This is a genomic window from Pseudoduganella sp. R-43 (genome assembly GCF_049913255.1).
Classification (GTDB): Bacteria; Pseudomonadota; Gammaproteobacteria; order Burkholderiales; family Burkholderiaceae_D; genus Rugamonas.
The window spans coordinates 6,500,721-6,515,038 of record NZ_CP183988.1 but is presented as its reverse complement, the minus strand read 5'-3'; the positions used below and the strand labels follow the sequence as shown (position 1 = coordinate 6,515,038).

The 14,318-nt window shown below is 65.5% G+C and carries 2 protein-coding genes and 1 tRNA gene (1 of these 3 only partly in view); all 3 read left to right on the top strand.

All coding sequences use genetic code 11. The annotated features are described in order from the left end of the window. Nucleotides 1-237: 237 nt before the first annotated feature. Nucleotides 238-1,752: a family 43 glycosylhydrolase gene (locus ACN9M3_RS29760; protein ID WP_426319515.1), complete on the top strand. Its 1,515-nt coding sequence runs from the start codon at nt 238-240 to the stop codon at nt 1,750-1,752. A gap of 55 nt (nt 1,753-1,807) precedes the next feature. Then, a tRNA-Gly gene (locus ACN9M3_RS29755) sits at nt 1,808-1,881 on the top strand. Between the two features lie 201 nt (nt 1,882-2,082). Further along, nucleotides 2,083-14,318: the 5' end (the start) of a LysM peptidoglycan-binding domain-containing protein gene (locus ACN9M3_RS29750; RefSeq protein ID WP_426319514.1), read on the top strand. 20,770 nt of this gene lie beyond the right edge of the window; 12,236 of the gene's 33,006 nt are visible here — the first part of the coding sequence; its start codon is at nt 2,083-2,085; the stop codon falls past the right edge of the window.

The window sequence follows — 14,318 nt, the reverse complement described above, 5'->3', positions numbered from 1 at the left end:
CGGTGATGTGGTCCAGGCATTTTGCACCGTCCGCGCCGGCCGCTGCGTGAATTTTCAATGGGATATACAACGTTACATTCGGACACAGAGCCCTTCTTCCGGGCAGGAGTCTCATGGCGCGAAGCCATAACCGTGATACCGAAAGGGGTATTGCGGATGCAAAAGATACGATTGGTGGTCGCGCGAACCAATGACTACGATGGTCTGGCAGTTAAAAAAACTCCAAGGAGACCATCTATGAAGAGAATTCTGTCATGTTTCGCCATGCTGATCGGCATGGTGCTTTCCGCGCACGCAGCCACGCCGATCACGATCAATACCAGCGTGCAGTACAAGATCAAGAACGTCAACAGCGGCCTGGTATTGGGCATTGACGGCGCCAGCCAGGCCGCCGGCTCCAAGGCGATCCAGTGGTCCGACAACGGCACCGCCGACCACCTGTGGCACTTCATGCCGATGGGGAATGGGCGCTACAACATCGAGAACATGTTGACGCACCAGGTGCTGGGCGTCACCAACGCTTCGACCGCCGACGGCGCGCAGGTCGTCCAGTGGGCCGACAACGGCACTTCGGACCACTTGTGGGTGGTCACGCAAGCGGCCAGCGGCAACTTCCTGATCCAGAACGTCAACAGCGGCAAGTACCTGGAGGTGTATATGGCGAGTACCGCCAACACCGCCACCATCGACCAGTGGGGCCTGACCGGCTGCACCTGCCAGGAATGGCAGCTGGTGAACACCGGGGCCAGCCCGTACCCTGCGCCGCGCGCCGTCACCGGCAACGGCATCTTCGTGCACGACCCCTACATGCTGCGCGACGGCAGCGGAAAGTACTGGCTGTATGGTTCGCACCAGACGCTGGCCACATCGACCGACGGCGTGAACTTCACCAATTACACCAGCTGCACGACGGCCCAGATGGGCGGCTATGCGCCGAACTGCCCTGCCATCGGGCCGGACTTCAGTTCCTGGAGCGGCCTGCAGACGCCGACGGGATGGAACAATGGCGCCAATACCGACGTCTGGGCGCCTAGCCTGATGGTGGCGAACGGCACCTATTACCAGTACTACTCGATCCCCTACCTGCCAAGTACCGGCGCGGAAGCGGTGATCGGCGTCGCCACCAGCTCGTCGCCGCAGGGGCCATGGACCGACAAGGGTTTCGTCACCAAGTCCTGGAACAGCACTACCACCTCGCCGCCGCCAGGCTTCTGGGCGACCACCGACAATGCGATCGATCCGGCGCCGTTCCGCGACGCCAGCGGCAACTGGTGGATGGCCTGGGGCTCCTGGACCGACGGCACGCACCTGGTGCAGCTCGACCCGGCCAACGGCTTGATCAAGGCCAACGCCCCGGTGTACACAGTGGCCAGGCGCGGCAACCCGTCGGCCGGCGAAGAAGGCCCGTTCATCTACTACTACAACGGCTATTACTATTACTTCGCGCCGATCAACGAATGCTGCAAAGGCTCGACCAGCACCTACCGCACCATCGTCGGCCGCTCCACCAGCGTGACCGGGCCCTATGTGGACCGCGGCGGCGTGGCGCTGACCGCAGGCGGCGGCACCATCCTGCTCAGCACCCACGGCAATATCATCGGCCCGGGCGGCGGCAGCGTGTTCACCGATCCTGGCAACAATAACAAGCCCACCTACGTTTACCATTACTACGACGGCAACAATGGCGGGCGGGCGACGCTGGGCATCAATACGCTTGGCTTTACCGCCGACGGCTGGCCGTTCATCCAGTAGGGCCACCGTTACAGTCTTGCCAACCGCAGCCAAAGCCACATAGAATGCGGGGCACGCGGGTGTAGTTCAATGGTAGAACGGCAGCTTCCCAAGCTTCATACGAGGGTTCGATTCCCTTCACCCGCTCCAGAATACGCAATGGCGCCCTCGAGGCGCCATTTTTATTGCCGTAATAGCAACATTCATCTGCATAAATGTGTATTAGAAAAAAAATATTGCAGAAAACGCTAAATTCTTGCCGGAAACGCTGGATATATTGTTTGAAGGGCATGTTGAGGAGGACTCCATGCCCGCTTTTACCAACAAACAATTTATTCGGACGAGAAATTCATGGTAGCGATTGTCAGCGGTGGTGCACTGGGCCTGCAAAGCGGTTCCCGTTTCGTGTTGGGTGGAGACCGGGGAACGGTCGGTAATGCGGCCTTGGGGCGTAATGGCGACCAGGCCTATCTGAACGCCGCCAACGGCAACCTGGTCATCCAGTCGCGCGACGAGTTCCTGGCCGCCAATGGCATCGACACCGCGCTCCTGCGCACATATAACAGCCAGGGCATCTATACCGACCGCCTGGGCGTCTTCGGCGACGGCGATAACGGCGACAACTTCCGCCTGGGCGTCTACAAGCGCGTCGCCTTCGTCAGCGGCAAGGTGAACACGGCCGGCAGTATCGCCAGCCGCACCGAGGAAGACGGCAGCACCGCCACCTATACCTATGACGCGGCGCGCGGCTGCTATGTCACCACCGACGGCGCCGGCGCCCACGACACGCTGACCTATACCCCGGCCAACGGCAGCGTGCCGTCGAGCTGGACCTGGCGCGACGGCGATAGCCAGGCCAGCGAGACCTACAACACCTCGGGGCTGATCACCTCGGCCACCGACGTGGACGGCAACACCACCACCTTCACCTATGCCGGCCGCCTGATGCAGAGCGTGACCATGGCTTCGGGCGATGTGCTCTACCTCGATTACAGCGACAACAACCTGGTCGGCCTGCGCACCGTCAGCGGCGGCGTCACCCGCAGCCGTACCCGTTACACCTATGACAGCAGCAAGCGCCTGACCAGCGTGGAGGTGGACCTGTCGCCGGACGATAACAGCAAGACCGACGGCAACACCTACACCACCCGTTACACCTACGACGGCACCAGCCGCCGCATTGCCACCCTGACCCAGAGCGACGGCACGGTGCAATCGTTCACCTACGTGCAGGTGGGCACGGACTTCCGCGTCGCCAGCATGACCGACGGCCTGGGCCGCGTCACCCGCCTGAGCTACGACGTTGCCAACGGCCGCACCGACATGACCGATCCGCTGGGCTTTGTCACCAGCTTCTTCTACGACGCCAAGAACCAGCTGACCCAGGTGCTCAGCCCTGCGGTCAACGGCATTCGCGTGCGCACCAGCTACGCCTATGACGCCAGCGGCAACGTCACCAGCGTCACCGACGGCAACGGCAATGCCGTGACCATGACCTACGATGGCAACGGCAACCAGCTCACCCAGCAGGATGCGCTGGGCAACGTGGTGGCACGCAGCTACAACAGCGCCAACCACGTGGTGAGCGAGTCGGTGCGCATGGGCAATGGCGGCGCCCTGGTCACCCGCTACGTCTACGACAGCAAGAACCACCTGCGCTTCCGCATCAACCCGGCCGGCGACGTGGTGGAATACCGCTACGACGCCAAGGGCCAGCGCGTGGCGCAGATCGCCTACAACGGCGGCACCTACAACACCTCCGCCCTGGCGGAAGGGGCGGCGCCAGGCGAAGCCCAGATGACTGCCTGGGCTGCGGCGCAGGACAAGACCCTCAGTGCGCGCAGCGATTTCGCCTACGACTTCCGCGGCCTGGTGAGCGCCAGCACCACCTATGCCGAAGTGGATGGCGCCGGCAACGGCGTGGCCGATGGCGCCAACACCATCAACTATGTATACGATGCCTCCGGCCTGCTGCTCAAGACCATCAATGCCGGCGCCACCACCAGCTACGCCTACGATGGCCTGAACCGCCTGCTGGCCAGCACCGACGCGCTGGGCCAGCAATCGCTGGTGCAGTACGACGACGCGCACAACCGCACCGTGTCGACCCTGGCCAACGGCCTGGCCACCACCTCCACCTACGACGCCGCCGGTGAACTGGTGAGCGTGATCCAGAGCGACAGCGCCAACGGCGCCGAGCTGGGCACCGTGCGCAACTTCTACGATGCCGACGGCCGCCTGTTCTGCACCCAGGACGCGACCGGCGTGCGCACCACGTTCCTGTACGACGAGATGGGCCGCCGCAACGGCATGATCGACGGCTTCGGCGCCTTGACCGAAAGCGTGTACGACGGCGCCGGCAACCTGGTGCGCACCATCCGCTACGCCAACCTGGTGGACAGCAGCAAGCTGGTGGATGCCGCCGGCGCGCCGCAAGCCGCGACCCTGGCGGCGCTGCGTCCGCTGGCCAGCGCCGCCGACCGCCGCGTCGACCAGGTCTACGACAAGGACAACCGCCTGGTCTACACGGTGGATGAAGCGGGCTTCGTCACCCAGCAGTTCTTCGACGCCGCCAACCGCGTCACCGACCTGGTGCGCTACAACAACGCCATCAGCCGCGCCGCGCTGCCGGCCAATCCGCAGCTGGCCGATATCCAGGTGGTGTCGTCCACCGAGGACCGCCACAGCCGCAACTTCTTCGATGCCGACAGCCGCCTGGTGGGCCAGCTCGATGCCCAGGGCATCCTGACCGAGCAGAAATACGACGCCATCGGCCAGCTGGTGGAGACCGTGCGCTATGCCACCCTGACCGATGCCGCCCTGCGCAGCAACGGCTCGCTGGAACAATTGCGTCCACAGGCTTCCGCCGCCGACATCAGCGTGCACCAGTTCTTCAATGCGCGCGGCCAGCAGACCGGCGCCATCGACGGCGAAGGCTACCTGAGCACCTTCAGCTATGACGCTGCCGGCAACCGCAGCGCCGTCAAGCGCTTCGCCAACCCGGTCAACTACATGCCGGGCGCGCGCTTGGCGCAGATGCTGCCGCAAGCCAGCGCGGCCGACCAGCAGGCGACTTTCAGCTACAACAAGCTGAACCAGCTCGTATCGAGCACCGACGCCGCCGGCGTGCGCAGCGATTTCGCCTACGACAAGGTGGGCAAGCTGGTATCGACCGTGCAGGCGGCCGGCAGTGCCGACCAGCGCACGGCCCTGGTGCGCTACGACGTGCAGGGCCGCCTGGTGGCCGAACTGTCCGGCCAGGGCGCCAGCCTGCTCAACGGCGACGCCGTGCACGACACCGGCATCTGGGCCGGCTACGCCAAGCGCTACGGCTATGACGCCGTCGGCCGCATGGTCAGCAGCACCGACGCCCTTGGTGCGTCCACGCTGTACTTCTACGACGGCGCCGGCCGCCGCACCCATAGCGTCAACGCGCTGGGCGAGGTAAGCGGCATCCGCTACGACGCCTTCGGCCAGGCCACCGACACCATCAGCTACGCCAACCGCATCGATACCGCCGGCCTGGCCGGCGGCAGCAACGCCCCGGTCCTGGCCGCGCTGGCGGTGGCGGCCGACCCGCTGCGCGACAGCCTGCTGCACACCGATTACGATGTGCGCGGCCAGGCCACCCGCCTGGTCGACGCGCTGGGCAATGCCACCGTGCGCAGCTACGACGCCTTCGGCCAGTTGAGCAAGGAAATGCGCCCGATCAGCGCGGCTGTGCAGGAACTGGTGCGCTATACCTACGACAAGCGCGGCCTGCAGACGTCCATCCTGCGCGACGCCGACGGCATTGCCGCCCTGCGCAGCACTGAATACGACGCCTTTGGCCGCGCCGTGGCGCAGACCGACGCCAACGGCCAGGTCACCCGCAGCACGTTTGACCGCAACGGCCGCGTGGTGGCCAGCTATGACGCCATGGGCCAGGTGCGTTCCACAAGCTACGACGCTTTCGACCGCGTGCTGACCCAGACCGATGCGCGCGGCAATGTGACCCGCTATGCCTACGACACGGCGCTGCACAAGACCACCGTCACTTCGCCGCTTGGCATCGTGACCACCATCACGCGCAACGCGCAAGGGCAAGTGATCGCCCTTGCCGACGGCAATGGCAACACCACCAGCTACAGCTACGACGCCGACGGCCGCCTGCTGGCCACCACCGATGCCAACGGCAAGGCCGAGCATAATGAATACGACGCCGCCGGCCATCTGGTCGCCACCGTCGACCGCAACGGCGTCGCCACGCGCTACACCTACGATGCCGCCGACCGCCGCCTGAGCCAGGTGGTCGATGCGGGCGGCCTGGCGCTGACCACCACCTGGACCTACGACGCCAAGGGCGAAGTGGTGTCGCAGCGCGACCCGAACGGCGTGCTGACCGTCACCAGCTACGACCAGAAAGGCCAGGCTACCCGCGTGGTGGTCGATCCGGCCGGCCTGAACCTGCACACCAGCTATACCTACGACGCGCAGGGCCACACCCTGACCGTCAGCCGCGGCGCCAACGGCGTCGACAGCGCCAGCGTACGCTACGACTACGACAAGCTGGGCCGCCGCGTGGCCGAAGTGGTCGACCCGGCCGGCCTGGCCGTCACCACCCGCTTTGCCTACGACGCTGAAGGCAACCGTGTCAGCATGACCGACCCGGACGGCCACGTCACCCAGTTCCATTACGACGCCGACGACCGCCTGCTGGAATCGGTGGATGCGCTGGGCCATGTGCAGAAATTCGAGTATGACGCTGACGGCAACCGTACCCGCACCGTCGACGCCAACGGCCATGCCACCAGCTTCGTCTACGACGCCGGCAACCGCCTGCTGTCGCAGACCGACGCCATGGGCGGCGTGACTGCCTACACGTACGACGCCAACGGCAACCGCCTTTCCAGCACCGATGCACTGGGCCGCACCAGCCGCTTCGAATACGACAAGCTGAACCGCCTGGCCAGCCAGATCGACGCGCTGGGCCAGCAAACCACCTACGCCTACGACGCGAACGGCCAGCGCCTCAGCGTGACCGATGCCAAGGGCGGCGTGAGCCGCGCCGAATACGACGCGGCTGGCCGCCTTGCCGCCAGCATCGATGCGCTGGGCAACCGCACCAGCTATGCGTACGATGCCAACGGCAACCGCATCGCCACCACGGATGCCAACGGCCACATCGTAGTCTTCCACTACGATGGCGCCAACCGCATGGACCAGCAGGTCGACGCGGCCGGCACCACGCGCTTCAGCTATGATGCGCGCGGCAACCGCACCGGCCTGACCGATGCCAATGGCAACACCACCACCTTCGCCTACGACGGCGCGGACCGCCTGGTGCGCGTGACCGACGCGCAAGGCGGTACTACCGTCTACGCCTACGACGCGGCGGGCAACCGCACGTCCGTGGTAGACGCCAACGGCCACGCCACGCGCTTCAGCTACGACGCGGCCAACCGCCTGGTGCAGACCACCGACGCTCTGGGACAAGTCACCCGCAAAGAATACGACGCAGTGGGCAACCTGCTGCGCAGCACCGACGCCGCCGGCAATGCCACCACCTACGTGCTCGACGCATTGGACCGCGTGGTAAGCCGCACCGATGCCATGGGCTTTGTCACCGCCTACCAGTACGACGCGGTCGGCAACCGCACCGCGCTGACCGATGCCGCTGGCAACACCAGCCGCTTCGAATACGACGCCGGCAACCGCCTGACCCGCAGCGTGGACGCGCTCGGCCTGGTCACCAGCCACGAGTACGACCAACTGAACCGCCGGGTACGCAGCATCGATCCGGCCGGCCACGACAGCAAGTTCGAATACGACGCAAACGGCCGCCTGACCGCGACCATCGACGCCTTGGGCGCCCGTACCTCCTACGAATACGACGCTGTGGGCAATCGCACGGCAGCTTTCGATGCGCTGGGCAACGCTACCCGCTTTGAGTACGACAGCAGCAATCGCCTGGTGGTGCACACCAACGCGATGGGCCAGAGCACGCGCTACAGCTACGACGCGGTGGGCAACAGCCTGGCCAGCGTCGATGCCAATGGCCATGCCACCAGCTACCGCTATGACGCGTTGAACCGCAAGGTCGAAGAGACCAACGCCGCGGGCGACTCGGTCCAGCATGTCTATGACGCCGTGGGCAACCTGATCATGACCCGCGATGGCAACGGCCACCAGCGCTTCAACCATTACGATGCACTGAACCGCCTGACTGCAGCAGGCGATGCGCTGGGCGCCATTACCCGCTTCGATTACGACGCCGTGGGCAACCGCACCGTCGTCACCGACGCGCTGGGCAACGCAACGCGCTTTGCCTACGACGCCAACGGCCGACTGGTCAACCAGACTGACGCGCTCGGCAACATCACCCGCCACGATTACGACCGCCTGGGCAACCGGGTGGCCACCACCGACGCGCTGGGCCGCGGCACCCTGTTCGCCTATGACGCCAACAGTCGCCTGCTTTCCGTCACCGCCCCCGGCAACGAGGTGACCGTCTTCAGCTACGATGCGGCTGGCAACCGCACGGCAACGACCGACGCCAACGGCAACCAGACAGTGTTTGCATACGACGCCGTCAACCGCCTGGTGTCCAGCACCGATGCCCTGGGCCACCGGACCACGCACGCCTACGACGCCGTCGGCCAGCGCCTGTCCACCACCGATGCCAACGGCCATACTGTCTCCTTCAGCTACGACGCCGTCGGCCGCCTGGCCGCCACCGCGGACGCCTTGGGCAACCGTGTGGAGCACCGTTACGACCAGGCCGGCAATCGTGTTGCCACCGTCAACGCCAACGGCCATGTCACCAGCTATGGCTACGACGCGGCCGATCGCCTGGTTTCCGAGACCGATGCGCTGGGCAACCGGGCCGAGTACCATTACGACAACGCCGGCAACCGCGTGGGGGCAATCGATGCCAACGGCCATGCGACCGGCTTCGAGTTCGACGCCAACAACCGCCTGGTGCGCCAGACGGACGGCACCGGACGCTCGACCAGCTTCGCCTATGATGCCGTCGGCTCCATGGTGGAAAGCACGGACGGCAACGGCAATGCCACCCGCTTCAGCTACGACGCCAACGGCCGCCTGTCCGTACGTACCGATGCGCTGGGCGGCATGACTCGCTTCGCCTACGATGCGGTGGGCAACCGCATCGCCAGCATCGACGCCAACGACCATGCCACCAGCTACGTGTACGACCTCGCAAACCGCCTGGTGAAACAGATCGACGCGCTGGGGAACGCCACCAGCTACGAGTACGACAAGGTCGGCAACCGCCTGGCCACCACCGATGCCAACGGCGCCACCAGCCGCGCCGCGTATGACGCCGCTTACCGCCTGGTCAGCGAGACCGACGCGCTGGGTGCGGTCACCACGCACAGCTACGATGCAGTCGGCAACCGTATCCACAGCACCGACGCGCTGGGCAATGCCACGGCCTTCGATTACGACGCGGCCGACCGCCTGCAAAGCATCACCGACGCCCTGGGCGGCGTCACCCGCCACAGCTATGATGCCGCCGGCCAGCGTGTATCGACCACCGATGCCGCCGGCAGCACCACGTCCTTCAGCTACGATGCAGCAGGCCGCCTGGTAGCGCAGACCGATGCCATGGGCGGCAAGAAAGCGTTCGCCTACGACGCCGCCGGCAACCGCATCCAGGTCGTCGACGAGAATGGCAACAGCACCAGCTTTGCCTATGATGCCGCCAACCGCCTCAATGAGCAGCGTGACGCCCTGGGACATACCGTGCGCTTCATGTACGATGGCGCCGGCAACCGCATCGTCATGATCGACGGCAATGGCCACGACACCCGCTTCGGTTACGATGCGCTGAACCGCGTGGCAAGCGTGACCGACGCGCTGAACAATACCAGCAGCTTCGAGTACGACAAGGTGGGCAACCGCATCGCCAGCATCGATGCCAACGGCCACGCCACCCGCTACGAATTCGACGCGGCCGATCGCATGGTGGGCCAGACCGACCCGCTGGGCAACCGTACCGGCTATGCCTACGACGCCGTGGGCAACCGCGTCGCCACCACCGACGCCAACGGCTTCACTGTGCGCGCGGCATACGACGCGCTGCACCGCGTGATCGAGACGATCGACGCCCTGGGCGGGACCGACAAGCTGCGCTACGACGCGGTCGGCAACCTGCTGGAGACCGTCGACGCCGCCGGCAACCCGACCCGCTTCGAATACGACGCCCTGCACCGCCAGGTAGCGGCCATCGACGCCCTGGGCGGCATGACGCGCGCCACGTACGACGCGGTCGGCAACCGCACCAGCACTACCGACGCCCTGGGCCGCGTGACCCGCTTCGCCTATGACAAGCTGCAGCGCCAGGTCGGCATCACCGATGCGCTGGGCGGCGTGACGGCGGTCGCCTTCGACGCTGCCGGCAACCGCATCGCGCGCACCGACGCCAACGGCAATACCACCCGCTTTACCTACGACCAGGCCAACCGCCTGGTGTCGCTGCAGGACGCGCTGGGCGTGGAAACCGCCTATGCCTACGATGCGGCCGGCAACCAGGTGAGCGTCACCGATGGCAATGGCCACATGGTCGAGTCCATCTTCGACGCCGCCAACCGCCTGGTCCAGGTGAAGAATGCGCTGGGCGAGATGAACAGTTACGGCTACGACAAGGTCGGCAACCGCGTCGCCGTCACGGACGGCAACGGCCACACCAGCACCGCCGCTTACGACGCCAACAATCGCCTGGTGCGCCAGGCCGACGCGCTTGGCAACGCGACGCAGCACGAATACGATGCCGTCGGCAACCAGGTGCGCGTGGTCGACGCCAACGGCAATGCCAATGCCTTCAGCTACGACGCCAATCGCCGCCTGTTGAAACAGACCGACGCGCTGGGCAATGCCACATCCTTCGCCTACGACGTGCTGGGCAACCGCACCTCGGTGGTCGACGCGCTGGGCCGCGTCACGAGCTTCCATTACGACGCATTGAGCCGCATGGTCAAGCAGACCGATGCCCTGGGCCACGACAGCAGTGTCAGCTACGACGCCGTCGGCAACCGCCTGAGCGCAACCGACGCCAACGGCAACACCACCAGCTTCGCCTACGATGCGCTGAACCGCCTGGCCGTCACCACCGATGCGCTGGGCAACCAGACCGGGTTCGCCTACGACCATGTGGGCAACCGCACCGGCGTCACCGACGCACGCGGAAACACCACCGCCTTCGAGTATGACGCCAACGGCCGCCTGGTGCAGGTGACCGACGCCCTGGGCGGCAAGACCCGCCATGCCTACGACCGCGCCGGCAATCGCCTGAGCGTGACCGATGCGCGCGGCAACGTCACCGCCAGCGAGTATGACGCAGCCAACCGCGTGGTGCGCGCGACCGACGCGTTGGGTGGCGTGACCCGCCACAGCTACGACGGAGCCGGCAACCTGGTCGGCAGCATCGACGCCAACGGCGCCAGCACCTCGGCGCAGTACGATGCCGCCAACCGCCTGGTAGTGCAGGTCGACGCGCTGGGCGCGGAAACGCGCTTCGCCTACGATGCCGTGGGCAACCGCGTCTCGGTCATCGACGCCATCGGCGCCGAGAACAAGTTCGCCTATGACGCCAACAACCGCCTGCAGGAGCACACCGACGCGCTGGGCGCGATCGAGAGCTACACCTACGATGCCGTCGGCAACCGCCTGTCGGTCGTGGACCGCAACGGCAACGACAACACCTTCGAATACGACGAGCTGAATCGCCTGGTGGCGCATGCCGACGCCTTGGGCAACGCCAACATCTTCGAGTACGACAATGTCGGCAACCAGTTGCTCGAGCGCGACCGCAACGGCAACGCCACCAGGCGCGCGTTCAACGCGCTGAACCAGCTGGTCTCGGTGACCGATCCGCTGGACGGCGTCACCGCCTACGGCTACGACCAGGTCGGCAATCGCACCTCGGTGGTCGACGCCAACGGCGGCGTAACCGCCTTCGCATACGACGCGCTGAACCGCGTCTCCCTGGTGACCGACCCGCTGGGCTACGAAACCCGCCGCTTCTACGACGCCGTGGGCAACGTGGTGAACCTGACCGACGCCAATGGCCATGCCACCCTGTCGCAGTACGACGCCGGCAACCGCCTGGTCGTCAAGACCGACGCCATGGGCAATGCCAGCCGCTACGCCTACGACGCCGTGGGCCGCCTGCTGGAACAGACCGACGGCAACGACCATACCCGCCGCTACGCCTATGACCTGGCTGGCCGCATGGTGAGCAGCACCGACGCGCTGGGCAACACCACCACCATGAGCTACGACGCGGTCGGCAACCAGGTTGCCGTGACCGACGCCAATGGCCACACCAAGCGCAGCAAGTACGATGCCGAACATCGCCTGGTGCGCCAGCAGGATGCGCTGGACAACGGCTTTGATTACGCCTATGACGCAGTGGGCAACCTGCTGGCGCAGACCGACGCCAACGGCAACGTCACGCGCCGCGCCTACGACGCCAACAACCGCCTGCTGCAAGTGATCGACGCCCTGGACGGCGTGACCGCATACGAATACGACAAGGTCGGCAACCGCATCGCGCTCGAGGACGCCAACGGCAACACGACCCGTTACAGTTTCGACGCCAAGAACCGCATGACGTCCAGCCTGAATGCGCTGGGCTTCAGCAACAGCTGGCAATACGACAAGGTGGACAACCGCGTTTCCTCCACCGATGCCAACGGCCACACCACCAGCTACGTCTACGACAAGGACAACCGCCTGACCGGGCTGACCGATCCGCTGGGCTACACCGAAGCCTACGTCTACGACGGCGTCGGCAACCGCACCGGCTTCACCGACAAGAACGGCCACGCCACCAGCTACAGCTACGACGCCGCCGACCGCTTGGTGCAAAGCAAGGATGCCCTCGGCTACACCGAACTGTTCGAGTACGATGGCGCCGGCAACCGCCTGGCCTTTACCGACAAGAACGGCGCCCGTAGCACCTTCAGCTACGACGCTGCCGACCGCCTGCTGGAAGCAAAAGACGCGCTGGGCCACCGCGAGCAGTTCGAGTACGACGCGGTTGGCAATATGCTGGCCCGGAGCGACAAGAACGGCGCCCGCACCACCTTCGGCTACGACGCCGCCAACCGCAAGGTCACGATGGCCGATGCGCTGGGCAAGCAGGAAAGCTATGCCTACGATGCGATGGGCAACTTGCTGAGCACGGTCGACCGCAACGGGCACACCACGCAGCAGGCCTACGACAAGCTGAACCGCGTGGCCAGCCGTACCGACGCGCTGGGCAAGCAGGAAAGCTACGCCTACGACGCAGTCGGCAACCGCCTCTCGGCCACCGACCGCAACGGCCACACCCGCCAGTTCAGCTATGACGCCGGCAACCGCCTGATCGGCAGCCGCGATGCACTGGGCCATCTCGAAGTGTATTCCTACGACGGCGTGGGCAACCGCATCCAGCTGACCGACCGCCGCGGCAACAGCACTTACTTCGAATACGACGCCGACGACCGCCTGATCGCGATCCGCAACAGCGTGACCAGCGCCGCCGGCGACATCAAGTGGGTGGTCGATCCCGATATCGAACCGCCGACCGAACCGGAAGAGCCGGAGTTCCCGGAAGAACCGGGCGAACCGGAAGAGCCGCCTCCTGGCGGCTGGCCTCCAATGCTCCGCATGAACAGCCTCGCTGTCTCCAGCGGCGACGATTCCGGCTATGGCTACGGCTATGGCTACGGTTACGGCAGCGGCCATTTCACCGGCTACCAGGACCCTTACACGGTAGAACTGGTGACCCGCTTTGAATATGACGGCGTGGGCAACCGCGTCGCAATGATCGACCGGAACGAAAACCGCACGGAATACAGCTACGACCAGATCAACCGCCTGACCGTCACCAAGGACGCGCTGGGCGGGGAGACCGTCAACGCCTACGACGGCGTGAACCGCACTTCGGTCACCGACGCCAACGGCAACCAGACCAGCTACAGCTACGACGCGGCCGGCCGCATGATTGCAGCGACCGACGCGCTGGGCAAGGCGGAGCAGTACGCCTACGACGACGCCGGCAACCGCACCTCCGTGACCGACCGCAACGGCCACACCACCAGTTTCGCTTACGATGCGGACGGCCGCCTGCTGTCCGTCACCAATGCGCTGGGCGACATGGAGCAATACCAGTACGACGCCGTCGGCAACCGCATTGCCCTGGTCGACCGCAACGGCAAGGCCACCACCTACGCCTACGACGCCAACGACCAGTTGGTCGCCGTCACCAATGCACTGGGCAAGACCGAAAGCTATGCCTACGACGCTGTGGGCAACCGCCTGTCCGTGACCGACCGCAATGGCGGCGTTACCGCCTACGCCTACGACGAGGAAAACCGCGTCGTGACCGTCACCGACGCGCTGGGCAACGTCACCGCCAACGCGTACGACGCCAACGGCAACCTGGTGCGCAGCACCAATGCCAAGGGCCATGCCACCGAATACGAATTCGACCAGCTGAACCGCCTGGTCAAGACCATCTTCGACCGTTTCGACGAGCACTACTGGAACCAGGGCTACGAGCAGACCTACCAGCGCGTGGTATCGACCCGCTACGTGTA

Coding starts and splice junctions, on each gene's coding strand:
- ACN9M3_RS29760 (WP_426319515.1), top strand. CDS start 238: ATGAAGAGAATTCTGTCATGTTTCGCCATGCTGATCGGCATGGTGCTT.